This is a genomic window from Amycolatopsis sulphurea, from assembly GCF_002564045.1.
Lineage (GTDB): Bacteria > Actinomycetota > Actinomycetes > Mycobacteriales > Pseudonocardiaceae > Amycolatopsis > Amycolatopsis sulphurea.
The window spans coordinates 5,201,625-5,225,905 of sequence record NZ_PDJK01000002.1 but is presented as its reverse complement, the minus strand read 5'-3'; the positions used below and the strand labels follow the sequence as shown (position 1 = coordinate 5,225,905).

Sequence of the window (24,281 nt, the reverse complement as noted above, 5' to 3'; positions counted from 1 at the left end):
CTCTTTCCGCTGGTCGAACACCTGTGCGGGCGCGTCGCGGACCGGGTCAGACCGAGCGGCCGCCGCTGCGCCGTTCCCGCCAGCTGCGCACGGGCAGGCCGAACTTGTGCACGAGCCGATCGGTGAACACGCCCTCGCGCAGCCGGACCAGGCGGACCGGCCGATGCCCGCACACCACCTCGACCAGCGCGCCCGGCGGCAGATCGAAGCTGCGCAGCCCGTCGCAGGTCAGCACGGCTTTCGGGCCGGTCGGGTCGATCCCGACGGAGATCACCGACGAGGGCGAGACGACCAGCGGCCGGGAGAACATCGCATGCGCGTTGTTCGGCACCACCAGCAGCGCCTCGACGTCCGGCCAGAGGATCGGTCCGCCGGCGGAGAAGGCGTAGGCGGTGGATCCGGTCGGCGTCGCGCACAGCACGCCGTCACACCCGAACGACGACACCGGCCGCCCGTCGACCTCGATCAGCGCGTCAAGTACCCGCTCCCGGGTGAACTTCTCGACGCTGACCTCGTTGAGCGCCCAAGTCCGGTACAGCTCGGTGTCGGCGTCGGTGACCGTGACGTCGACCGTCATCCGCTCCTCGACGTGGTACTCGCGCGCGACCACCCGCTGCACCGCGTCGCCGAGCGCCTCCGAATCGGCCTCGGCCAGAAAACCGACGCGGCCCAGGTTGACGCCGAGCACCGGCACCCCGGCCGGCCGGGCCAGCTCCGCCGCGCGCAGCAGCGTGCCGTCGCCGCCGAGCACGAAGACCAGCTCCGCGCCCCGGGCCGGATCGTCCTTCGGCGCGACCACCGTGCACGGCATGGCCAGGCAGCCGTGCGGGTCGATCAGCTTCAGCAGGTCCCCGTCGGTCACGCGCAGCCGGATCCCGGCTTCGGCGAATCGCTGGGACACCTCGCGGGCCGCGTCCCGGGTGGTCTCCCGGTCCGGATGCGCCACGAGCAGTACTTCACGTTCGCTGGTCACTGCGGTCCTTCCTGCACGGCGGCCCGGACAAGCCGCTCGGCATCGTCCACAGTGCCACCGCTGCGCGCCGCTGTGCGCCGCAACCAGACGAAGTATTCGACGTTGCCCGACGGCCCGGGCAGCGGGCTCGCCGTCACCCCGCGCAGTTCGAGCCCGAGCTTCGCGGCCTCGGCGAGCACGCCCAGCACGGATTCCGCGCGCAGCTGCGGATCCCGCACGACCCCGCCGCTGCCGAGCCGGTCCTTGCCGACCTCGAACTGCGGTTTGACCATCGGCACCAGATCCGCGCCTTCGCGGGCGCAGGCGGCAAGCGCGGGCAGCACGAGCTTGAGCGAGATGAACGACAGGTCCCCGACCACCAGGTCGACCGGTCCGCCCAGGTCTTCCGGGGTCAGGTTGCGCACGTTGGTGCGGTCGAGCACGACCACCCGTTCGTCCGTACGCAGCCGCCAGTCGAGCAGGCCGCGCCCGACGTCCGCGGCGATCACCGTCGCCGCGCCGCCGCGCAGCAGCACGTCGGTGAAACCGCCGGTGGACGCGCCCGCGTCGAGACAGCGGCGGCCTTCGACGGCCAGCCCCTGCGGGCCGAACGCCTCCAGCGCGCCGAGCAGCTTGTGCGCGCCACGCGAAGCCCAGCCGGGGTTGTCCTCGTCCTTCACGACGATCGGCGCGTCGGTTTCCACGCCGGTGGCGGGCTTGCTGGCGACCATGCCGCGTACGGTGACCTTGCCACCGGTGATGAGCGCCGAAGCCTGCTCCCGGGAGCGGGCGAGACCACGGCGTACCAGCTCCGCGTCGAGGCGGGCCCTTCGGGGCACTCCGATCAGACCTTTCCGGTCAGACCCTGTCGATGCTGGACAGGGCGACGGTCAGCTCGGTGTGCACGGCCTCGAAGCGGTCCACGTGCTCGGCGGGCGGCAGCGTGTCCAGGTCGTCGAGTCCGGCCACGGCCTCCTCGATACCGGCCCGCGGGTCGGTCTGCTGCGGGCCAGGGATCGGCGGGGGCCCGGAAACGGGCCGCGGGACGTTCGGATGCACCTGCCCAAACTACCAGTCAGGCCAGGCCCAGCCCCGTCAGCGCGGCACCGGACGCCTCGCCTTCGGCCTGGACCGTGGTCACTCCGGTACGCCATGCGGCGGCGCAGAGCGCGCGAAGCAGGTCGAGTGGCGCACCTTCGCCTCGTACGGTGAGTACGTCGCCTTCGCCGATCTCCCAGCCGGGCCGCGGGCCGATGCGAAGCTCATCCGCGGGGCGGGTGAGCGCCGTGAGGTCCGCGCCAAGGTGCGTCGGCCGTTCGGCAGGCACGGCACGCAGCACGCTGGCCGGAGTGGCGACGCCGGTGAGTACACACAACACGTCGAGCCCTGCCGCGACGGCACCGGCGATGTCCGTGTCGAGCCGGTCCCCGACAACCAGCGCGCGCTCAGACCGTGCGGCCGTTTCGAAGAGCAACGGCTGCGGTTTCCCGGCGACCACCGGCTCGGTGTCAGTCGCCGTACGCAGCGCAGCGACCATGGAACCGTTGCCCGGCAACAACCCACGTTCGCTGGGCAGCGTCGCGTCGACGTTGCACGCCACCCACAGCGCACCCGCACGGATCGCGAGACACGCTTCGGCGAGGTCTGCCCACGCGTTGTCCGGCGAGTGACCCTGTACGACGGCGGCGATTGCGTCGCTCGCCTTGTGCACCGGCGTCAACCCCGCCGCGGCGACTGCGTTCGCAAGGGACGCAGTACCGACGACGAGAACCTCGGCGCCCTTCGCGAGCCTTTCACCGAGCACTGCGACAGCGGCCTGGGCGCTCGTGTGCACCTCGTCGACCTCTGCGGACAGCCCCAGCTCACAAAGGTGCGCGACGACGTCCTCGGGCGCCTTCGAGGCGTTGTTGGTCACGAACCGCACGGCCGTGCCCTGGCTGCGTACGGCCGCCACGGTCTCGGGCGCGCCCTCGATGACCTGCGCGCCGTGGTACACGGTGCCGTCGAGATCGAACAGCACCGCGTCGTACCCGGCGAGCAGGGCATCACTCATTCGCAAGCTCCGCGGCCCGCTCGGCAGCGTCCGTCTCGTCCTCGGTGTCGGCCTCGGCAGCGTTGAGGAACCAACGCGCCGCTTCTTCCGTACGCCCGGCCGCGACGAGGTTGTCCGCGTACGCGTAGAACAGCCGCGCACTCCACGGGTCACGCCGCCCCGCCTCGAGATCCGGCCCCTGCAACGAGACCACCGCCGCGTCGACCTGCCCGAGGTCCCGCCGCGCCCCGGCCGCCACGATCGCCAGCTCGACCCGGGTGGCCTTGGCGAGCCGCTCCTTGTCGGTCTCCTTGGCCAGGTCGAGAGCGCGCTCCGGCCGCCCCAGCGCCCGCTCGGCGTCCGCGATGACCGCGATGTGCTCGTCGCTGCGCGTCATCCGCCGCACCGCGCGGAGCTCGGACAGGGCTTCCTGCCAATTCCCCGAGTGATAGGCGACCAGCCCGAGCGCCTCCCGCACGATCGGCACGCGCGAGGCCTTGGTCTTGGCGTAACGGGCGTGCGCGAGCGCTGCCTCGGGGTCGTCCTCGAGCAGCCCGCCCGCAGCCGCCAGGTGCTTGCCGACGGTCTCGGCCAGCCCCTTCGGCAACGTCCTCAGCTCCCGGCGGACCTCTTCGTCGAGGTCGGAGAACTCCACGTCCTCGGGCAGCTCGGGCGCGTCGAGCAACTCGCGGGCCAGGGCCGCGTCCCCGAGCGCTTCGCGCCCTTCCCTCGCGCCTGGCCGCGGTCCTCGGTCGTCGCGTTTGCCGCGGTCATCACGGCTGTCACGGCCTTCGCGGCTCTCGCGGCGGTCCCCGCTGTCCCGGCCTTCGCGGCTCTCGCGGCGGTCCCCGCTGTCCCGGCCTTCGCGGCTGTCACGGCGGTCCCCGCTGTCACGGGAATCGCGGTTGCCCCGGCTTCCCCAGCTGTCACGATTGTCCCGGCCTTCGCGGCGCTCTCGACTGTCCCGGCCGCTGCTGTCGCTGCTATCCCGGGAATCCCGGCTGTCCCGGTCGTCCCGGTTATCGATGCCACGCTCGTCACGGGAGCCACCGTCGTCCCCGAAATCACGAGCGTCACCGTCGTCAGCCGAGCCGTCGCCCGATTCCTGTTCACCCGCAACGCCTTTCGCGCTACCGGCGACCAGCTCGCCACCGCCACGGACCGCTTCGACGTCCTCGCGACCGCCCGCCGCGACACCGTCGTCCCCAGCCGCATCCTCGTCCCGAGAGTCCCGGCCGCCTTCGCGAACGCCGCCCGAGGCGCGGTCGTCTCGTTGTACGTCACCCGAGCCACCCAGCGCGCGGTCGTCCGGCCGATCGCCGGGTTCTCCGCTACGGAATCCGCCGTCGGAGCCCGGACGGTCCTCGAATTCATCGCTCTGGCCGCCAGGCTCGTCGCGCCGGTCACGGAACCCACCGCTCCGGTCCTCACCAGCACCCTGCCGGTCCCGGAAGCCTCCCTCGTTGTTCCGGAAATCACGCTCCGACCGCGCGCCACCATCACGATCACTCGAAGAGCGCCGGTCGTCCTTACGGAAACCGCGGTCATCCCGAGACCCCGGACGGGACCCACCGGCGCGATCCCCACGGTGTCCGCCGGAATCCCCGTCGTCCCGCCGATCGCGGAACCCGCCGGACCGACGGTCGTCACCACGATCTCCCCGGTAGCCGCCCGGCCCACGGTCCTCACGCCGGTCCCGGAACCCGCTCGAGCCGCGGTCATCGCGCCGGTCGCCACGGGCGCCCCCGCGGTCGTCGCGATATCCACTCGACCCACGGTCGCTACGGAATCCGCTGCCGCCACGGTCATCCCGGCGCTCCCCGCGGAAACCACCACTCCCGCGATCGTCCCGCCGGTCGCCGCGATAACCGCTATTCGCACGATCATTACGGAATCCGCTGCCGCCACGCTCGTCTCGCCGATCATTGCGGAAGCCACCGGCGTCGCGGCCATCATTCCGGTCCCCACGGGGACCACCGCCGGCACGGTCATCCCGTTGCCCGCCACGGAATCCGCTCGATGAGCCACGGTCATCCCGGCGATCGTTACGGAATCCGCCCTCACCACGGTTGTCCCGACGATCCCCCCGGAACCCACCGCTGCCGCGGTCATCCCGCCGGTCATTGCGGAATCCACCGTCGCCACGATTGTCCCGACGATCGCCGCGGAAACCGCTGCTGCCGCGGTCATCCCGCCGGTCGCCACGGAATCCGCTGTCTCCGCGGTCGTCTCGCCGGTCTCCGCGGAACCCGCTGTTCCCTCGATCGTCCGGACGGTCTCCGCGAAAGCCACCCGCCGCGCGGTCGTCTCGCTGGCCGCGCGAGCCACCCGGCCCACGGTCGTCGCGCCGATCGCGCGAGCCGCCGAAACCGCGGTCCTCGCGCTGTCCGCCGCGGGAGCCACCGGAATTCCGGTCGTCGCGCCGGAACCCGCCGGAACCGCGGTCGTCGCGGAACCCTCGCGAGTCGCGGTCACCGCGATTGTCACCGCGCCGGTCGTCGCTGCGGAATCCGCTGTTGCCCCGCCGGTCGTCGCGATCGTCCCAGCGGCGGGGGGAACGGTCGCCGGAGGTGGATTTGCCGTGCGGCCGACCACCGGAGCGGTTGTCGTAACCGCGCCGGTCGTCGTCACGTTTGCCTGCGTAGCCGCGGTTGTCCCGCGGTCCGTCACCGCGACCCGGGCGGCCGGCGAAGCCGCCGGCGCCACGGGCACCCCGATCGTCGCGGCGGGGCCGGCCCTGGTGGCCGCTGTCCCGTCCGCCGCGGTCCTGCCGCGCGCCGCGCCGGTCTCCCCGGGGCGCGTCGGACCGGCCGCCGCGGGAGTCCTGGTCGCGGCGAGCTGACCGTCCGGACCCATCATCTGCTGAGTCCCGTCGACCGAACTCGGACACCTGGCCTCCTGCCATCGAAACTCTTGAATTCTCACGGGTGGTCCGCTAGGGGACCGGCTGTCCATCCTACGGGGTGGTCTGAGGTGCGTGGGGGTCGGCCGGTGACCCGAGGGGGGTGCGGGCATGCAGGGAGGCCCCGGGAGAACCTGTGGGGGTTCTCGACCGGGGCCTCGCCTGTTCATGGTGAGTTCGGCGGTGTCCTACTCTCCCACAACCCTTCGGTTGCAGTACCATCGGCGCTGTCAGGCTTAGCTTCCGGGTTCGGAATGGGACTGGGCGTTTCCCTGACGCTAAAACCACCGAAACACTCCGAAACAACACACACCCACCACCCACCTCACGGTGATGATGCTGGTGTGGTGTTTCAGAACCGTAGAGTGGATGCGTAGCCTCTTCGTGGGCAAGTCCTCGGCCTATTAGTACCAGTCAACTCGACAACACATTACTGTGCTTCCATTTCTGGCCTATCAACCCAATCGTCTCTTGGGGGCCTTAACCCACAAAGGGGTGGGATACCTCATCTTGGAACAGGCTTCCCGCTTAGATGCCTTCAGCGGTTATCCCTTCCGAACATAGCCAACCAGCCATGCCACTGGCGTGACAACTGGCACACCAGAGGTCCGTCCGTCCCGGTCCTCTCGTACTAGGGACAGCCTTCCTCAAGTATCCTACGCGCGCGGCGGATAGGGACCGAACTGTCTCACGACGTTCTAAACCCAGCTCGCGTGCCGCTTTAATGGGCGAACAGCCCAACCCTTGGGACCTACTCCGGCCCCAGGATGCGACGAGCCGACATCGAGGTGCCAAACCATGCCGTCGATATGGACTCTTGGGCAAGATCAGCCTGTTATCCCCGGGGTACCTTTTATCCGTTGAGCGACACCCCTTCCACCAGGAGGTGCCGGATCACTAGTCCCGACTTTCGTCCCTGCTCGACCTGTCAGTCTCACAGTCAAGCCCCCTTGTGCACTTGCACTCAACACCTGATTGCCAACCAGGCTGAGGGAACCTTTGGGCGCCTCCGTTACCCTTTAGGAGGCAACCGCCCCAGTTAAACTACCCATCAGGCACTGTCCCTCACCCAGATCATGGGCGTAGGTTCAGATTCCCAATCCGACCAGAGTGGTATTTCAACAACGACTCCACCAACACTAGCGTGCCAGCCTCACAGTCTCCCACCTATCCTACACAAGCCGAACCGAAAACCAATACCAAACTATAGTAAAGGTCCCGGGGTCTTTCCGTCCTGCCGCGCGTAACGAGCATCTTTACTCGTAATGCAATTTCGCCGGGCCTGTGGTCGAGACAGCCGGAAAGTCGTTACGCCATTCGTGCAGGTCGGAACTTACCCGACAAGGAATTTCGCTACCTTAGGATGGTTATAGTTACCACCGCCGTTTACTGGCGCTTAAATTCTCAGCTTCACCACTCCGAAAAGCAGTTAACCGGTCCTCTTAACGTTCCAGCACCGGGCAGGCGTCAGTCCATATACATCGTCTTGCGACTTCGCATGGACCTGTGTTTTTAGTAAACAGTCGCTTTCCGCTGGTCTCTGCGGCCACACACCGCTCCACCCGCACGGGGTATCACAGTGCCTGGCCCCCCTTCTCCCGAAGTTACGGGGGCATTTTGCCGAGTTCCTTAACCACAGTTCACCCGATCGCCTCAGTATTCTCTACCTGACCACCTGTGTTGGTTTGGGGTACGGGCCGTGCATGCACTCACTAGAGGCTTTTCTCGACAGCATAGGATCACCCACTTCACCTCAAACGGCTACGCATCACGTCTCAGCCCATTGCCAGGCGGATTTGCCTACCTGACGGCCTACACGCTTACACCAGTACAACCACTCACTGGCGGAGCTACCTTCCTGCGTCACCCCATCGCTTGACTACTACGGAATCAGATCCCACGCTCCACACACACCATCCACCCCGAAGGGCATCCAGCGTGGCTTCAGGTGGTTAGTATCAACCGCCTCGCCATGGGCGCACATGCTCGGGTACGGGAATATCAACCCGTTGTCCATCGACTACGCCTGTCGGCCTCGCCTTAGGTCCCGACTTACCCTGGGCGGATTAGCCTGGCCCAGGAACCCTTGGTCATCCGGCGGCAGAGTTTCTCACTCTGCATTCGCTACTCATGCCTGCATTCTCACTCCCACACCCTCCACCACTCGTTTCCACGGCGGCTTCACCGGATGCAGGACGCTCCCCTACCCACCCACACCACTAGACACAACCCCGAAGAGTCGAGCCGATGTATCGTGTGAGTGACACAGCTTCGGCGGTGTGCTTAAGCCCCGCTACATTGTCGGCGCAGGACCACTTGACCAGTGAGCTATTACGCACTCTTTCAAGGATGGCTGCTTCTAAGCCAACCTCCTGGTTGTCTGGGCAATCCCACATCCTTTCCCACTGAGCACACACTTAGGGGCCTTAGCTGGTGTTCTGGGCTGTTTCCCTCTCGACGACGAAGCTTATCCCCCGCCGTCTCACTGCCACACTCTCACACCACGGTATTCGGAGTTTGGTTGATTTCGGTAACCCGGTAAGGCCCCTAGACCATCCAGTAGCTCTACCCCCGTGGTGAAACATGCGACGCTGCACCTAAATGCATTTCGGGGAGAACCAGCTATCACGGAGTTTGATTGGCCTTTCACCCCTACCCACAGCTCATCCCCTCAGTTTTCAACCTAAGTGGGTTCGGCCCTCCACACGGTCTTACCCGCGCTTCAGCCTGGCCATGGGTAGATCACTCCGCTTCGGGTCTAGACCACGCGACTAGAACGCCCTCTTCAGACTCGCTTTCGCTACGGCTACCCCACCCGGGTTAACCTCGCCACGCAGCACTAACTCGCAGGCTCATTCTTCAAAAGGCACGCCATCACCCCACGACAGGGCTCTGACGGCTTGTAGGCACACGGTTTCAGGTACTCTTTCACTCCCCTCCCGGGGTACTTTTCATCTTTCCCTCACGGTACTCGTCCGCTATCGGTCTCCAGGAAGTATTTAGGCTTACCGGGTGGTCCCGGCAGATTCACAGCAAATTCCACGAGCTCGCTGCTACTCGGGAACACCACCAAGAACAACAACACACGTTTTCGCGTACGGGACTCTCACCCACTCCGGTCACCCATCCCAAGGCGTTCCACTAACGCATGCGTCATCCCGAAGACCTGTCAGAATCTTCAAGGCGGGCCCCACAACACCATCTGCACAACGCCTGACAGCTTGACATGCAAACGGTTTAGCCTCTTCCGCTTTCGCTCGCCACTACTCACGGAATCACGGTTGTTTTCTCTTCCTACGGGTACTGAGATGTTTCACTTCCCCGCGTTCCCTCCACACCGGCTATATATTCACCGGCAGGTAACACCACATCACTGGTGCTGGGTTTCCCCATTCGGAAATCCTCGGATCACAGCTCGGTTGACAGCTCCCCGAGGCATATCGCAGCCTCCCACGTCCTTCATCGGCTCCTGAAGCCAAGACATCCACCATGTGCCCTTAACAACTTGACCACAAAGATGCTCGCATCCACTCTACAGTTCTCAAACACCACACCAGAAACAACAGTGCGTTGCCTCAGAACCCAACAGTGCACAGTGAACAACCCACCACCCGAACACGCCCAACCCGTTCCACACAGAGAAAACCCTGCAGTACTAGACATCGAACACATTCACCGTGACCGGCGATAACCAGTAGTTCCACAATTCCTTGAGCAACCCGAGCAGAAACACAGTCGGCTTCCAAACTCAGGCCACCCCCAACCCGTGGGCTGGGATGTGTTGTGCTCCTTAGAAAGGAGGTGATCCAGCCGCACCTTCCGGTACGGCTACCTTGTTACGACTTCGTCCCAATCGCCAGTCCCACCTTCGACCACTCCCTCCCCTTACGGGGTTGGGCCATGGGCTTCGGGTGTTACCGACTTTCATGACGTGACGGGCGGTGTGTACAAGGCCCGGGAACGTATTCACCGCAGCGTTGCTGATCTGCGATTACTAGCGACTCCGACTTCACGCAGTCGAGTTGCAGACTGCGATCCGAACTGAGACCGGCTTTAAGGGATTCGCTCCACCTCACGATATCGCAACCCTCTGTACCAGCCATTGTAGCATGTGTGAAGCCCTGGACATAAGGGGCATGATGACTTGACGTCATCCCCACCTTCCTCCGAGTTGACCCCGGCAGTCTCCCACGAGTCCCCGCCATGACGCGCTGGCAACATAGGATAAGGGTTGCGCTCGTTGCGGGACTTAACCCAACATCTCACGACACGAGCTGACGACAGCCATGCACCACCTGTACACCAACCACAAGGGAAGCCCCATCTCTGGAGATGTCTGGCGCATGTCAAGCCCAGGTAAGGTTCTTCGCGTTGCATCGAATTAATCCACATGCTCCGCCGCTTGTGCGGGCCCCCGTCAATTCCTTTGAGTTTTAGCCTTGCGGCCGTACTCCCCAGGCGGGGCGCTTAATGCGTTAGCTACGGCACGGACAACGTGGAATGTCGCCCACACCTAGCGCCCAACGTTTACAGCGTGGACTACCAGGGTATCTAATCCTGTTCGCTCCCCACGCTTTCGCTCCTCAGCGTCAGTATCGGCCCAGAGACCCGCCTTCGCCACCGGTGTTCCTCCTGATATCTGCGCATTTCACCGCTACACCAGGAATTCCAGTCTCCCCTACCGAACTCAAGTCTGCCCGTATCGACCGCACGCTGAAGGTTAAGCCTCCAGATTTCACGGCCGACGCGACAAACCGCCTACGAGCTCTTTACGCCCAATAATTCCGGACAACGCTCGCACCCTACGTATTACCGCGGCTGCTGGCACGTAGTTAGCCGGTGCTTCTTATCCAGGTACCGTCACTCTCGCTTCGTCCCTGGCGAAAGAGGTTTACAACCCGAAGGCCGTCATCCCCCACGCGGCGTCGCTGCATCAGGCTTCCGCCCATTGTGCAATATTCCCCACTGCTGCCTCCCGTAGGAGTCTGGGCCGTGTCTCAGTCCCAGTGTGGCCGGTCACCCTCTCAGGCCGGCTACCCGTCGTCGCCTTGGTAGGCCATCACCCCACCAACAAGCTGATAGGCCGCGGGCTCATCCCGTACCGCCGAAACTTTCCACCACCACGGATGCCCGCAGTAGTCATATCCGGTATTAGACCCAGTTTCCCAGGCTTATCCCAAAGTACAGGGCAGATTACCCACGTGTTACTCACCCGTTCGCCACTCATCCACACCCGAAGATGCTTCAGCGTTCGACTTGCATGTGTTAAGCACGCCGCCAGCGTTCGTCCTGAGCCAGGATCAAACTCTCCAACAATGAATTGTCCAATCCAGACTATATAAATATAATCTCAAAGGAAACCCCAACGAGGGGTTTCAAACATAAAGCTCTACTGGCTTAGTTCACTAGCACACTGTTGAGTTCTCAAGCAACACACCCACAGTCACAGCCAACCCCACCAAGGGCAACCACAACCGAAGCAGTCATACCTAGCAGTCTCAAAGCAGAACACCCACTCAATCACCCTCAAGGTGAGAGCTTGGTTCGTGTCCCGCAGCCACCCGGTCTCCCTGGCGACCTGGAGAACATTACACGCCCCACAACCCCCCGAAACACGGGGGTCCCTTAACCACATCACCGCAGGTCAGAGGCCTGTTCCAGGGGGTGGACCCGGAGTCAGCCGCCGAGGCGCACGCCGGCCACGTTCCGCTTGCCCTTACGTACGACGAGCCAGCGCCCGTGCAGAGCGTCCGACGCCGCGGGCCGCCACTCCTCGTCGCCGATCTTCACGTTGTTCACGTACGCGCCGCCCTCCTTGACGGTGCGGCGCGCGGCGCCCTTGCTGTCCACCAGCCCCGCGGCGAGCAGGAGGTCGACGATCGTCGCGGCGCCGTCCGTGCCGATCTTGCCGCTCGGGACCTCGGCCATCGCCGCGTCCAGCGTGCGCTCGTCGAGTCCGCTCAGCTCACCGCGGCCGAACAGCGCCTGGCTGGCCGCGATGACCTGCCGCGTCTGATCCTCGCCGTGCACCAGGTTGGTGAACTCCTCGGCAAGCTTCTTCTGCGCGGCCCGCAGGTGCGGGCGCTGTTCGGTGTCCTCGGCCAGCGCGTCGATCTCCTCGCGTCCGAGGAAGCTGAACATGCGCAGGTACCGGAGCACGTCGGCGTCGCCGACGTTCACGAAGTACTGGTACCAGGCATAGGGAGAGGTCATCTCCGGGTCGAGCCACAGGTTCCCACCGCCGGTGGACTTGCCGAACTTGCGGCCCTCGGCGTCGGTGACCAGCGGCGCGGTCAGCGCGTGCGCGGTACCACCCTCGACCCGGCGGATCAGGTCGACCCCGCCGACCAGGTTGCCCCACTGGTCCGAGCCGCCCACCTGCAGCTTGCAGCCGTATTGCCGGTGCAGCTCCAGGTAATCCTGCGACTGCAGCAGCAGGTAGCTGAATTCGGTGTAGGACATGCCGTCGGATTCGAGCCGGCGCTTCACCGTCTCCCGGTTGAGCATCGTGTTCACCGGGAAGTGCTTTCCGATGTCCCGGAGGAATTCGAGCACGTTCTGCTGCCCGGTCCAGTTCAGGTTGTTCGTGACGATCGCCCCGGTCGGCGAATCGTCGAAATCGACGAACCGTTCGAGCTGGCCGCGGATCCGGCCGGCCCATTCGGACACGACCTCGAGCGTGTTGAGCGTGCGCTCACCGGTGTCCCGGGGGTCGCCGATCATCCCGGTCGCGCCGCCGGCCAGCACGATCGGCCGGTGCCCGGCGCGCTGGAAACGCTTGAGCATGAGCATCGGGACCAGGTTGCCCGCGTGCAGGCTGGGCGCGGTCGGATCGAAGCCGCAGTACAGCGTGAGCGGGCCCTGGTCGAGTTCCCGGCGCAGCGCGCCTAGGTCGGTGGACTGCGCGATCAGACCGCGCCAGGACAACTCGTCAAGGATGTGCTCGCTCACGGTCATAGATCCTCCCGCACCAGGTCAAGCGACTATCCGGCGGGGCGTACCGGGCGCCGTTTCCCGCCGCGGCGGTAGGTGGACACCGCGGGCGAGCCGTCCACCCAGAACCGCCAGGGCGTGTCCATCGCCATGGCCACTCCAACCCGCGGCCCGACCCGGATGCGGTCCGCGGGCACGCGTTCCCCGATCCGCAGCCGCACCAGCGACGTGGGATCGGTGAGGTCGGCCCCGTTCCAGTGCCGGTCCAGCCCGAGGACCGAGGTGAGGATCGCCGGCCCCTTGGCCAGTTCGCCGTTGCCGCGGGCATTCGGCCGCCGCGCACGCACGAGGTCGGCACCCCCGACCACCTCACCCGCGCGCAGCAGCACCGCACCGGGCCGGCCGTCCTCGGTGCCGACCACGTTCGCGCAGAAGTGCATGCCGTAGACGAAATAGACGTAGAGGTGCCCGGCCGGACCCCACATCACGGCGTTGCGCGGGGTCTTGCCCCGATAGCAGTGCGACGCCGGATCGTCGAGACCCCGATAGGCCTCCACCTCGACCAGCCGGACCCCGACCGTTCCCTCGGCCGTCTCGGCCTCCAGCACCGCGCCGAGCAGCAGCCGGGCCAGCTCGACCGGATCCAGTGCCAGCTCCTCGCGCCGGAACAACCGGTCCACGCGCACTCCCCTCGTCCACCGCGCAGCCTAGCCAGGCACGCCCGGCGGCCTCACTTCAGCCATTGCCGATGCCCGGCGATCCGCTCGGCCAGCCGCTCGCGTTGCTCCGCGACTCGCTCCGGCGCGGTACCGCCGCGGGCGTTGCGGGAACGCACCGAACCCTCGACGGTCAGCACCTCGCGTACCGCCGGGGTCAGCGCCGGGTTGATCGCCTGGAACTCCTCGTCGGTCAGCTCGTCGAGGCCGACTCCGCGGGACTCCGCCACGCGCACGCTCTCCCCCGCGGCCTCGTGCGCCACCCGGAACGGCACTCCCTGCCGCACCAGCCACTCGGCGATGTCGGTGGCGAGGGTGAACCCGGCGGGGGCGAGTTCGGCCAGCCGTTCGGTGTGGAAGGTGAGGGTGGCGAGCATGCCCGCGATCGCCGGGAACAGCAGCTCCAGCTGTTCCACCGAATCGAAGACCGGCTCCTTGTCCTCCTGCAGATCGCGGTTGTAGGCCAGCGGCTGCGCCTTCAGCGTCGCGAGGAGCCCGGTGAGGTTGCCGATCAGCCTGCCCGCCTTGCCCCTGGTCAGCTCGGCGACGTCCGGGTTCTTCTTCTGCGGCATGATCGAACTGCCGGTGGCCCACGCGTCGTCAAGGGTGACGTAGCCGAACTCGGCGGTGTTCCAGATGATCACCTCTTCGGCGATCCGGGACAGGTGTACCGCGAGCATCGCCACGGCGAAGGCGAATTCGGCCACGAAATCCCGCGAGGCGGTACCGTCGATCGAGTTCTCCACACTCGTGTCGAAGCCCAGCTCGGTGGCCACGGCCTCCGGGTCCAGCCCGAGTGACGATCCGGCGAGTGCCCCGGACCCGTACGGCGATTCTGCGGTGCGCGCGTCCCAGTCACGCAGCCGGGAGACGTCGCGCAGCAGCGCCTGGCCGTGGGCCATCAGGTGGTGCGCGAGCAGAACCGGTTGCGCATGCTGCAGATGCGTGCGGCCGGGCAGGATCGCCTCCGGATGCCGGCTCGCCTGCGCCACGATCGCGTCGACCACGTCGAGCGTGCCCGCCACGACCCGGCGAGCGGCGTCGCGCAGCCACATCCGGAACAGCGTAGCCACCTGGTCATTACGCGACCTCCCGGCACGCAGCTTGCCGCCCAGCTCGGTGCCGGCCCGTTCGAGCAGGCCGCGCTCCAGCGCCGTGTGCACGTCCTCGTCGGCGACGGTCGGGGTGAACACGCCGGACTGCACGTCCTGGGCCAGCGTGTCGAGCGCGTCGAGCATGCCGGCCAGCTCGGTGTCGGTGAGCAGGCCCGCCTTGCACAGCACGCGGGCGTGCGCGCGCGAGCCCGCGATGTCGTAGGGCGCCAGGCGCCAGTCGAAATGGGTGGAGGCGCTCAGCGCCGCCATCGCCTCGGCCGGTCCACTGGCGAACCGGCCGCCCCACAGCTGCACCGGCTGGTCTTTCCCGCTCACGTTCTGCCTTTCTCGATCCGGCGTCTCAGGACGCCTGGGTGGTCGGATGCCAGGCCTGGCCCAGCGGGTTCCGTCCGGTCACCGGACGGTACCGCGCCCCGGCCGGGCGAAGGCGTCTCCCGGCGGCGCCGGGGGTTTCGGGTGCGCCGGGGGCCGCGGCGGCGCCTGCGTGCAGGAGCAGCCGCACATCACCGGTGACGCGTTCCTGCGCCTGCCGGATGAACGCGTCGAGCGGCTCGCGCAGCGGCGAGAACCACGAGCCGTCGTGCACGAGATCGGTCCAGCGGCGATCGACCCCCTGTTTGAACCGGGCCAGGTCCCGATCGAGGGTGCGGGCTTCCAGCTGCCGGTGCGCGATGATGAGCGCGGCCGCGCCGGGTGCCTCGTAGCCTTCCCGGCCGTCCCCGGCCGGATCGAAGCGGCCGATCCCGTGCGCCCCTGCGCGATAGCCGAGCCACTGGACGGCCTCGGTCACGCACACCGTCTCGCCGTCGACCGCGATCGGCACGCCGCGTTCGAAGCTCACCACGACCTCGTCCGGAGCATCGGCGTGCACCGCCGCGTTCTCGGTGTAGGAGAACAGCGGTGCCTGGGCCGCCCCGCCGCGGCCCCACACCGTGCGCTTGATCGACACTTGAGGACCGCCGGTGGGCAAACCGTGCGCACGCGCGTAGTCCGCGGCAACAGCGCATTCCGACAGTGGTTCGAGCACGTGCAGCCGGGGTGCGAGGTCCCCGGCCGTCTTGCTGAACAGGCCGTCCCCACCGTGCGCGATCGCCGACGCGCAAAGGCTTTCCGCCACCGCGACGACATGGCCGGCCAGCACCGGCCGGGCCAGCGAGGCGACCAAGGGATACCGTCCGAAAAGGACAGCGTTGGCCTGCAGCGCCGCGAGGCAGTACCGGTCCGCGAACTCGTCCCGGGCCGGTATCACCGCGACCTCCGCGGCTCCCGCCATGACAGCCCGCCGGCGGACCGCATCGAGGTCGACGTCGCCGGTGCCGAAATCGACCACGACGGCGATGACCTCGGCCTGCCGGGCGAGCAGGTGGAGGGCGACCGAAGAGCCGAGCCCGCCCGAGTAGGCGAGCACGACCCGGCTGGTCACGGCGCTCCTCCTTCGAGTGTTTCGGCGGACCGCTGCGCGAGCGCGGTGAATCGCTCGGCGAGATCCCGCCCGCTGAGCGGCTCCCGCGCGATCACCGCGACGGTGTCGTCCCCGGCGATGGATCCGACGACCTCCTCCAGCGCGGCGCGGTCGATGGCGCTGGCCAGGAACTGCGCGGCCCCCGGTGGGGTGCGCAGCACGGTCAGGTTGCCCGACGAGTCGGCGGACACCATCAGTTCGGCGAGCAGCCGGGCCAGCCGCGAGGTCCCGCCCTGGACCCCGCGCACCGGGCTGCCGTCCTCGGGGATGACGTAGACCGGTGCTCCGGAATCGGCGCCGCGCAGCTTGACCGCGCCCAGTTCATCGAGATCGCGCGACAGGGTCGCCTGGGTGACCTCGATGCCCTCGGCGGCGAGCAGCCTCGCCAGCTCGGTCTGGCTGCGGATGGCCATGGTGGACACCAATTCGGTGATCCTGGCCTGGCGGCCGACCCGGCTGCCGGTCATCGGCCGGACTGCCCGAACAACCAGACCAGCAGCGCCTTCTGCGCGTGCAACCGGTTCTCCGCCTCGTCCCACACCGCGCTGGCCGGGCCGTCGAGCACCTCGTCGGTGATCTCCCAGCCCCGGTGCGCGGGCAGGCAGTGCAGCACGATCGCCTCGTCCGCCGCCCGCTTGAGCAACGCGGAGTTGACCTGCAGGGCGCGGAACGGGCCGACCCGGTCGAGCCCGTCGTTCTCCTGCCCCATCGAGGTCCAGGTGTCGGTGACGAGCACGTCCGCGCCCTCGACCGCCTCGTGCGGATCGGTGCAGAGGGCCGCGCTGCCGCCGGTTTCGGCGGCCCGCCGCTCGGCGTCCAGCACCACCTGCGGATCGGGCCGGAATCCCTCGGGCGACACGACCCGCACGTTCATACCGGCGGTGCAGCCGGCCAGCAGCAGCGAGTGCGCCATGTTGTTCGCCCCGTCGCCGAGGTAGCTCAGGGTCAGACCGGCGAGCTTGCCCTTCCGCTCGCGGATGGTCATCAGGTCGGTGAGGGCCTGGCAAGGATGGAACTCGTCGGTGAGCGCGTTGACGATCGGGATCGAGGCGACCGTGGCCATCGAGTCGATGCGCTTCTGCGCGAACGTCCGCCAGACGACGGCGTCGACGTAGCGGGAGAGCACCCGCGAGGTGTCCTCGATGGTCTCCTCACGGCCCAGCTGCATGGAGCGGCCGTCGACGATCACCGGGTGGCCGCCGAGCTGGCTGATGCCGACCTCGAAGGAGAACCGGGTGCGGGTGGAGTTCTTCTCGAAGATCGCCGCCACGGTGCGTCCGGCCAGCGCCTTGGTGCCGAGCGGATCGACCTTCAGCCGGTCGGCCAGATCGAGCAGAGCGGCCTGTTCGGCGGGGGTGACGTCGTCATCGCGGAGGAAATGGCGGGGCATCAGTCGGTGTCCTTCGTCGTGGTGGAGTCGAGCGCGCCCGGCAGGGCGGCGAGGAATCCGTGAACCTGCTGCTCGTCGAGCACGAGCGGCGGGGCGAGCCGGATGGCGTCGGGGGCAACCGGGTTGACCAGGTACCCGGCCTGCTGCGCGGACCGGGCCACCGCCGCGGAGACCGGCTCGCGCAGGCCGATGCCCAGCAACAGCCCGTTGCCGCGCACCTCGGTGACGAGCGGGTGGCCGAGTGCCTCCACCCCGGCGACGATGTCCTTGCCGAGCGCGGAGACGTGGTCGAGCAGATTGTCCCGGCTGATCGCGCGGAGCACGGCGAGCCCGGCCGCGCAGCACACCGGGTTGCCGCCGAAAGTGGTGCCGTGCTGCCCGGGTTTGAGCAGATCGCCCGCGGCGCCGACGCCGATCACGGCGCCGAGCGGCAGCCCGCCGCCGACGCCCTTGGCGAGCGTGATCACGTCCGGCACGATCCCGGTCTGCTGGAAGGCGAACCAAGTGCCGAGGCGGCCGATGCCGGTCTGCACCTCGTCGAGCACGAGCAGCGCGCCGGCGGCTTTGGTGAGCTCGCGCGCGGCCTGCAGGTACCCGTCCGGCGCGGGGATCACCCCGGCCTCGCCGAGCACCGGTTCCAGGAACACCGCGGCGGTCTCGCCGTCGACCGCGGCGCGCAGCGCTTCGAGGTCGCCGAACGGCACGTGTGTGATCCCGGGGACCAGCGGTGCGAACGGGTCCCGTTTGCCGGGCTGCCCGGTGAGGGAGAGCGCACCCATGGTGCGGCCGTGGAACGCACCCTCGGCGGCCACGATCTTGCTGCGCCCGGTGAGCCGGCTGATCTTCAGCGCGGCCTCGTTGGCCTCCGCACCGGAGTTGACGAACAGGACCTTGCCCTGCCCCGCCAGCCCCGCGACGTCGAGCAGGGCCTCGGCCAGCTCGACCGTGACCGGGTTGACGTAGAGGTTCGACGTGTGCCCGAGGGTGCCGATCTGCTCGGTCACCGCACGCACCACGTCCGGGTGGGCATGGCCGAGCGCGTTGACCGCGATACCGCCGACGAGATCGACGTACTCCGCGCCGTCGGCGTCCCAGACCCGCGCTCCTTCGCCACGGACCAGGGTCAGGCCGGGGGTGCCGTAGTTGTCCATCACGGCCGACCGCCAGTGCTGCCGGCCGTCCTCATTGGACTTCAGGGTGGTCACGGGTGCTCCGTTCCGGAAAGGGAGGTTTCGGGCAGGACCATGGTGCCGACGCCGCGCGAGGTGAAGACTTCGAGCAGCACCGAATGCGCGAGCCGGCCGTCGATCACGTGCGCGCCGCGCACCCCGCCGCGCACCGCGCGCACACAGGCCTCCATTTTCGGGATCATGCCGCTGGCCAGGTCCGGCAGCATGGCCTCAAGGCGGTCGACGGAGATCCGGCCGATCAGCGAGGAACGGTCCGGCCAGCTGGCGTAGAGGCCTTCGACATCGGTGAGCACCACGAGCTTCTCCGCCCCGAGCGCGGCGGCGAGCGCCCCGGCCGCGGTGTCGGCGTTCACGTTGTGCACCACGCCATCGACATCCGGGGCCACGGTCGACACCACCGGGATGCGCCCGGCGTTGACGATGTCGAGGACCGCGTCCGGGTTGACCGCGGCCACCTCGCCGACCAGGCCGATGTCCACCGGCTCACCGTCCACAGTGGCATGTTTGCGCTCGGCCGTGAACAACCGGGCATCCTCACCGGAGATGCCCACCGCGTACGGGCCGTGGGCGTTGATCAGGCCGACCAGCTCCCGGCTGACCTGCCCGACCAGCACCATGCGCACGATGTCCATCGTCTCCGGAGTGGTCACCCGCAGGCCGCCCTTGAACTCCCCCGGCACGCCGAGCCGGGCGAGCATCGCGGTGATCTGCGGACCGCCGCCGTGCACGACGACCGGGTGCAGCCCCACGAGCCGCAGGAACACCATGTCCTCGGCGAAGGCCGCCTTCAGCTCGTCGTCGATCATGGCGTTGCCGCCGTACTTGACGACCACCGTCGCGCCGCGGAACTGCTGCAGCCAGGGCAGGGCTTCGATCAGCACCCCGGCCTTCTCCGCCGCGGTCGCGAGCCGTTCGTCCGCGGGGACCAGCCCGTCTGTGCTCATCATGACGAGTACGCACTGTTCTCTTCGACGTACCCGTGCGACAGGTCCGTGGTGTAGATCGTGGCCGACGAACTGCCGACCCCCAGGTCCACGACCACCTCGATGGCCCGCCCGGAGAGATCCGCGGCCGAGCGGTCCTCGGCCGTGGTACCGGCGGCGAACAGCGTGGCCCCGTTGATCGTGATCGACAGCGTCTCCGGGGCCAGCCGCGCAGGTGCTCGGCCGAGCGCCATGGCGATCCGGCCCCAGTTCGGGTCGGAACCGAAGAACGCGGTCTTGACGAGGTTGTCCTCCGCGATCGTGCGCGCCACCACGATGGCGTCCGCCTCGGAGGCCGCACCCCGCACGGTGATGTCGACGTCCTTGGTCGCGCCCTCGGAGTCCGCACGCAGCTGCTGTACGAGGTCGAGGCTGACCGCGGTGAGGAGTTCGGTCAGCTCGGCTTCGGACGGCTCGACCCCGCTCGCACCCGAGGCCAGCAGCAGCACCGTGTCATTGGTCGACGTGCCACCGTCGACGTCGAGCCGGTCGAAGGTGAGGCGGGTGGCCGCACGCAGGGCGCGGTCGAGGGTTTCCTTGCCGGCCACGGCGTCGGTGGTCAGCACGGACAGCATCGTCGCCAGGTTGGGCGCGAGCATGCCCGCGCCCTTCGCGAAACCACCGGCGCTCCACCCGTTCTCGTGGCGTGCGAAGGATTCCTTCGGCTTGCTGTCGGTGGTCATCACCCCTGTGGCCGCGTTCAGCCCGGCCTCGGGCGTGGTGTCCAGCGCCTGGACCGCACTGTCCACACCGGACAGGACGGCGGGCATCGGCAGCCGTTCGCCGATCAGGCCGGTGGAGCACACCGCCACCTCGATCGCCCCGGTGCCGAGCACCTGCGCGACCTTCTCGGCGGTGGCGTGCGTGTCCTGGAACCCGGCCGGGCCGGTCGCCGCGTTCGCGCCGCCGGAGTTGAGCACGACCGCCTTCAGCCGCTGCTGTTTGAGTACTTCCTGCGACCACAGCACCGGCGCGGCCTTGATCGCGTTGCGGGTGAACACGCCCGCCGCGACATCGAGCGGTCCGTCGTTGACGACGAGGGTGAGATCGAGCGCGCCGGATGCCTTGATGCCGGCGGCGACGCCGGCGGCGCGGAAGCCCTGGGGGCCGGTGACGGTCACGGTGCCACTCCCACGGTGGAAAGTCCGGTGGCCTCGGGGAAACCGAGCGCCAGGTTCATCGATTGCACGGCACCGCCCGCGGTGCCCTTGGTGAGATTGTCGATCGCGGCGACCACGACCAGCCTGCCCGCGTCCACGTCCACCCCGAGCTGCAGCTGGACGTTGTTGGAACCGACCGTCGCCGCCGTCGCCGGCCAGGTGCCCGGCGGCAGCAACTGCACGAACGGCTCGGCGTCGTAGGCCTTTTCGTAGACCGCACGCGCCGCGGGCTCGTCCACACCCGCCGTCAGCGGCGCGCTCGCCGTGGTGAGGATGCCGCGCGGCATCGGGGCGAGTACCGGGGTGAACGACACCGCCACCCGCTTGCCCGCGGCAGCCGAGAGGTTCTGCGCGAACTCCGGCGTGTGCCGGTGCGCGCCGGCGACCCCGTAGGCGCTGGCATTGCCCATCACCTCCGAACCGAGCAGATTCGGCTTGAGGCTCTTGCCCGCCCCGGACGTGCCGGTGACCGAGACCACGGTGACAGCCGGCTCGACCAGCCCGGCGGCCAACGCGGGCGCCAGCGCGAGCGACCCGCCGGTCGGGAAGCACCCGGGGACCGCGATCCGCTTGGTACCGGCCAGCTTCTCGCGCGCGCCGGGCAGCTCCGGCAGCCCGTAGGGCCACTGCCCGGCGTGCTCGCCGGAGTACCAGCGCGCCCAGTCGCCCGGATCGGCGAGCCGATGGTCGGCACCGAGATCGACGACGAGCACCTCCGGGCCGAGCTGCGCGGCGATCCCCGCGGAATGCCCGTGCGGCAAAGCAAGGAACACCACGTCGTGACCGGACAGCGTCTCCGGGGTGGTCTCGGCCAGCACTCGCCCGGCCAGCGGCACGAGGTGCGGCTGGTGCGCGCCCAGCCTCGTCCCCGCGCTGCTCGCCGCGGTCAGTGCGCCGATCTCGACCTCGGGATGGGTCAGCAGCAGGCGCAGCAGTTCGCCACCGGCGTACCCGCTCGCGCCGGCCACCGCGATCTTCACTGTCATACGAATGATTATGCACGAGCGTGCAAGCTCAAACAAACAGGGTTTGCCCACCTCGATCGCCCCTCCCCTGGCGTCTTTCCCCGGACCCGCCACCACCTGCACCGAACCGCAGACCCAGCGGCCCGGCATGCCTCAGGCCGCCCCTTGCTCCGTCTCGTCCCCGTCCCGCAGGCTGGGCGGCGTCGGCAGGTGATTGCCCGGCCGCTCCGGATCGCAGCCGACGCGAGGCAGCCGGGCCCGGATCCCGCCTGGCGTCCGGTCGAAATGCCGGGCGATGTCCACCACCGACTCCCCGGCGAGCCAGCGGGCTTCAAGTTCGGCTTCCATCTCGTCGGTCCACGGCTGCCCCTGCCGGGCGGGCCGGTTGCCGGATCTTCTCCGGGCGCCGCCGGTGAACGAGCGCAGGCTCGTGCCGAGCAGCTCGGCGACCGTGGGGACCGACGCCACATCGAGGTCGAGCCGGCCCTCGGCGACCGGTTCGCCATCAGGCCGCTCCGCCCCGATCGTGACGGTGACCCGGTCCGGTTCACCGCCTTCGGTCCGGGTGATCACGGCGACCTGATATTGAATGTCTCCTGCCCGGATCTCGGTCCGGTGCTCATGGATGATCGTCATGGCGGCGAAGGTAGCCGCGACCCCCGACACATTTCACTCACTTAGCGCGATCGGGTGACCGCTCTCCGAAATTGTCGGACCCCCGTCGTAGCGTCTCCGGCGACCACGAAAGACGACCGAGGGGGATCGGTGCGAGAGCAAAGACGGGCAGTGCCCCGGCCGGGCGGACCGGACCGGGGCACCACCGGCGGATCAGAACCGCGGCAGCTCGGCGAGCACCCGCTGAACCGGCTGCTGTGCTGGGGAATCAGCCTTTGGCTTCGCCTCGCCGGCGGTGGGCACCGGCGGCGGCACGGGCTCGCACTGGACGTCCGATCCGGGGCCCGCGGTGCGCTCCGGCAGCGCACCGGTCGCAAGGTAGGCGGCAACCTTGTCGTCCACGCACGCGACACCGGAAAGAGACCCGGCGTGCGTGGTCCCGCCGGGGGCACTGATCAGACTCGATCGGGGGAACAATGTGCGCACCTCGAGACTGCCCTCATACGGCGTCGCGGCATCCAGTTCCTCGCTGATCAACAGCGCCCCGGCAACCTTGCTGCCGTCGACGCGCACCGGGTGCCCGGATGTGGCGGGCCAGTTCGCGCAGGGCGCGTTGAACCAGGTGTTGCCCCAGGTTTCGAACGGCGCGCGGAAATGCGTCCGCCAGGAATCGGAACGCCAGCGGTGCCAGTTCTTCGGCCACGGCGCGTCCGTGCACTGCACCGAGGCGTAGACCGCGTAACCGTTGTCGTCGCCCTGGGGGTTCGCCTGGTCGTAGAGCTTCTTGAGCGGCTGCCAGTCGCCGCGGTGCACCCAGCCGGCAAAGGCGTCCGCCATGTCCTGCCAGCCGAACACGTAGTAACCGGCCTTGAGGAAGATGTCGGTCCACTCGGAGCCGCCGATCTTGCCGTCGGCCGGGGCCTTGTCGAGCCGCGCCCGCTGGTCGTACCAGAGCTGCTGGACCTCGGCGCCGGTCTTGCCGAGGTGGTAGATCCCGTCGTACTTGGCGAGCCAGTCGAAGTAGACCTTGATCGTGCGGTCGAAGGCGGCGTCCTGGTCGAAGTTGCTCCGGTACCAGATCCGCTGCGGGTCCACGTTGCCGTCCAGCACCATGCGCCGCACGTGCTCCGGGTAGAGCGTGCTGTAGACCTGGCCGAGGTAGGTGCCGTAGGAGAAGCCGTAGTAGTTGAGCTGTTTTTCACCGAGCGCCTTGCGCAGGCTTTCCATGTCCTGCGCGACGTCGACGGTCTTCACGTGCTCGAGGATCGCGCCGTTCTTCGCGCACGCGTCGGCGTAACCCTTTGTCTTGGCCAGCCACGCACTCTCCACGCCCGGAGCCGAAGGCACGTACGGCGGGCGGGCGTAGGAGGTGTAGTTCCCGTCGCAGGTGATCTTCGGCTCGCTGTCGCCCACCCCGCGGGGGTCGAAGCCCACCCAGTCGTAGCCGGCTCCGGCCTGGTGCGGGACCGAGCGGCCCAGCCGCGCAAACCCCAGCCCGGAGGCACCGGGACCGCCGGGGTTGACCACCATCACGCCCTGGTACTCGGCCGCGGTGTGCTTGATCCGCGACACCGCGATCCGCACCTTCTCGGCGCCGGGCCGGGCGTAGTCCATCGGCACCACCAGGAATCCGCATTCGGCGGAGCCGAGGCCGCTCGTGTGGCACGGCCCCCAGGTGATCGGAGGCGGGGTGTATCCCGGCGCGGCGGCCGGCTCCGCGGCAGCGGGCACAGCGGTCAGGGCTGTGGCCCCGAAAGCCGTGGCGGCCAGTACGGCGGCAATGCTCCTCACGGTGATCCTTTTCTTCCGAAGATCAGCAGAATTCGACGAAGCTATCGAAGGCCCCGCACCGGCACCAGTTCGGGG

19 protein-coding genes and 3 rRNA genes are annotated in these 24,281 nt (G+C 68.1%); 1 reads left to right on the top strand and 21 read right to left on the bottom strand.

The annotated features are described in order from the left end of the window. Positions 1-46: 46 nt before the first annotated feature. The 6 genes from ATK36_RS29900 to ATK36_RS33075 are packed head-to-tail and all read right to left on the bottom strand — an operon-like array spanning position 47 to position 5,471. Complete coding sequence (locus ATK36_RS29900) at positions 47-973, bottom strand: NAD kinase (RefSeq protein ID WP_098514498.1); 927 nt, start codon at positions 971-973, stop codon at positions 47-49. Next, entirely contained in the window at positions 970-1,791 is an 822-nt protein-coding gene (locus ATK36_RS29895; protein WP_098514497.1) for a TlyA family RNA methyltransferase, read from the bottom strand. The genes ATK36_RS29900 and ATK36_RS29895 overlap by 4 nt, the downstream gene beginning before the upstream one ends. Positions 1,792-1,810: 19 nt before the next feature. Further along, complete coding sequence (locus ATK36_RS29890; protein ID WP_098514496.1) at positions 1,811-2,011, bottom strand: hypothetical protein; 201 nt, start codon at positions 2,009-2,011, stop codon at positions 1,811-1,813. A 16-nt stretch (positions 2,012-2,027) separates the two neighbouring features. After that, entirely contained in the window at positions 2,028-3,005 is a 978-nt protein-coding gene (locus tag ATK36_RS29885) for an HAD-IIA family hydrolase (protein ID WP_098514495.1), read from the bottom strand. Further along, positions 2,998-3,639, bottom strand: a complete 642-nt coding sequence (locus tag ATK36_RS29880; protein ID WP_245915304.1) for a tetratricopeptide repeat protein — start codon at positions 3,637-3,639, stop codon at positions 2,998-3,000. Before ATK36_RS29880 ends, ATK36_RS29885 begins: the two co-directional genes overlap by 8 nt. Beyond that, positions 3,597-5,471, bottom strand: coding sequence for a hypothetical protein (locus tag ATK36_RS33075; RefSeq protein WP_211291987.1), 1,875 nt, complete (start codon positions 5,469-5,471; stop codon positions 3,597-3,599). Before ATK36_RS33075 ends, ATK36_RS29880 begins: the two co-directional genes overlap by 43 nt. 94 nt (positions 5,472-5,565) lie before the next feature. On the opposite strand from ATK36_RS33075, the gene ATK36_RS32610 reads away from it, so the two are divergent. Further along, a complete protein-coding gene (locus tag ATK36_RS32610; protein WP_170069638.1) occupies positions 5,566-5,826 on the top strand; it encodes a hypothetical protein in 261 nt (86 codons plus the stop codon). A 235-nt stretch (positions 5,827-6,061) separates the two neighbouring features. Here ATK36_RS32610 and rrf read toward each other — a convergent pair. From rrf to ATK36_RS29805, 15 genes are all read right to left on the bottom strand, one after another. Further along, a 5S ribosomal RNA gene (gene rrf / locus ATK36_RS29875) occupies positions 6,062-6,178 on the bottom strand. Between the two features lie 92 nt (positions 6,179-6,270). Continuing rightward, positions 6,271-9,397: ribosomal RNA gene (locus ATK36_RS29870) — 23S ribosomal RNA — on the bottom strand. Positions 9,398-9,680: 283 nt separating this feature from the next. Continuing rightward, positions 9,681-11,202, bottom strand: a 16S ribosomal RNA gene (locus ATK36_RS29865). The 16S, 23S and 5S rRNA genes sit together here, the layout of an rRNA operon. Positions 11,203-11,562: 360 nt before the next feature. Continuing rightward, the gene (gene tyrS / locus ATK36_RS29860; protein WP_098515283.1) at positions 11,563-12,837 is read right to left on the bottom strand and encodes a tyrosine--tRNA ligase; all 1,275 of its coding nucleotides are present in this window, start codon (positions 12,835-12,837) and stop codon (positions 11,563-11,565) included. A gap of 32 nt (positions 12,838-12,869) precedes the next feature. Beyond that, entirely contained in the window at positions 12,870-13,505 is a 636-nt protein-coding gene (locus tag ATK36_RS29855) for a DNA-3-methyladenine glycosylase (protein WP_098514494.1), read from the bottom strand. Between the two features lie 44 nt (positions 13,506-13,549). Next, positions 13,550-14,965 carry an argininosuccinate lyase gene (gene argH, locus ATK36_RS29850; RefSeq protein WP_098514493.1) on the bottom strand — a complete coding sequence of 472 codons (1,416 nt, stop codon included), beginning with the start codon at positions 14,963-14,965 and terminating at the stop codon, positions 13,550-13,552. Between the two features lie 25 nt (positions 14,966-14,990). Then, a complete protein-coding gene (locus tag ATK36_RS29845; protein ID WP_098514492.1) occupies positions 14,991-16,073 on the bottom strand; it encodes an argininosuccinate synthase domain-containing protein in 1,083 nt (360 codons plus the stop codon). Continuing rightward, positions 16,070-16,579 (bottom strand): arginine repressor, encoded by a 510-nt coding sequence (locus ATK36_RS29840; protein WP_098514491.1) that lies wholly within the window; start codon positions 16,577-16,579, stop codon positions 16,070-16,072. Before ATK36_RS29840 ends, ATK36_RS29845 begins: the two co-directional genes overlap by 4 nt. Then, on the bottom strand, positions 16,576-17,502 hold the full coding sequence (gene argF, locus ATK36_RS29835) for an ornithine carbamoyltransferase (RefSeq protein WP_098514490.1): 927 nt from the start codon (positions 17,500-17,502) through the stop codon (positions 16,576-16,578). The genes ATK36_RS29840 and argF overlap by 4 nt, the downstream gene beginning before the upstream one ends. Continuing rightward, on the bottom strand, positions 17,502-18,707 hold the full coding sequence (locus tag ATK36_RS29830; protein WP_098514489.1) for an acetylornithine transaminase: 1,206 nt from the start codon (positions 18,705-18,707) through the stop codon (positions 17,502-17,504). The genes argF and ATK36_RS29830 overlap by 1 nt, the downstream gene beginning before the upstream one ends. Beyond that, entirely contained in the window at positions 18,704-19,639 is a 936-nt protein-coding gene (argB, locus tag ATK36_RS29825) for an acetylglutamate kinase (RefSeq protein ID WP_387001324.1), read from the bottom strand. The genes ATK36_RS29830 and argB overlap by 4 nt, the downstream gene beginning before the upstream one ends. Next, positions 19,636-20,796: a bifunctional glutamate N-acetyltransferase/amino-acid acetyltransferase ArgJ gene (gene argJ, locus ATK36_RS29820; protein ID WP_098514487.1), complete on the bottom strand. Its 1,161-nt coding sequence runs from the start codon at positions 20,794-20,796 to the stop codon at positions 19,636-19,638. Before argJ ends, argB begins: the two co-directional genes overlap by 4 nt. Next, positions 20,793-21,821, bottom strand: a complete 1,029-nt coding sequence (gene argC, locus ATK36_RS29815; protein WP_098514486.1) for an N-acetyl-gamma-glutamyl-phosphate reductase — start codon at positions 21,819-21,821, stop codon at positions 20,793-20,795. The genes argJ and argC overlap by 4 nt, the downstream gene beginning before the upstream one ends. 132 nt (positions 21,822-21,953) lie before the next feature. Next, the gene (locus tag ATK36_RS29810) at positions 21,954-22,436 is read right to left on the bottom strand and encodes a helix-turn-helix domain containing protein (protein WP_098514485.1); all 483 of its coding nucleotides are present in this window, start codon (positions 22,434-22,436) and stop codon (positions 21,954-21,956) included. A gap of 192 nt (positions 22,437-22,628) precedes the next feature. Beyond that, positions 22,629-24,206, bottom strand: a complete 1,578-nt coding sequence (locus ATK36_RS29805; protein ID WP_211291985.1) for an alpha/beta hydrolase — start codon at positions 24,204-24,206, stop codon at positions 22,629-22,631. Between the last annotated feature and the right edge of the window lie 75 nt (positions 24,207-24,281).

Bases quoted from the DNA above. Each gene is read 5' to 3' on its own strand.
- argB (WP_387001324.1), bottom strand. From the start codon at position 19,639: ATGATGAGCACAGACGGGCTGGTCCCCGCGGACGAACGGCTCGCGACC.
- ATK36_RS29885 (WP_098514495.1), bottom strand. From the start codon at position 3,005: ATGAGTGATGCCCTGCTCGCCGGGTACGACGCGGTGCTGTTCGATCTC.
- argC (WP_098514486.1), bottom strand. From the start codon at position 21,821: ATGACAGTGAAGATCGCGGTGGCCGGCGCGAGCGGGTACGCCGGTGGC.
- ATK36_RS29840 (WP_098514491.1), bottom strand. From the start codon at position 16,579: ATGACCGGCAGCCGGGTCGGCCGCCAGGCCAGGATCACCGAATTGGTG.
- argF (WP_098514490.1), bottom strand. From the start codon at position 17,502: ATGCCCCGCCATTTCCTCCGCGATGACGACGTCACCCCCGCCGAACAG.
- ATK36_RS29810 (WP_098514485.1), bottom strand. From the start codon at position 22,436: ATGACGATCATCCATGAGCACCGGACCGAGATCCGGGCAGGAGACATT.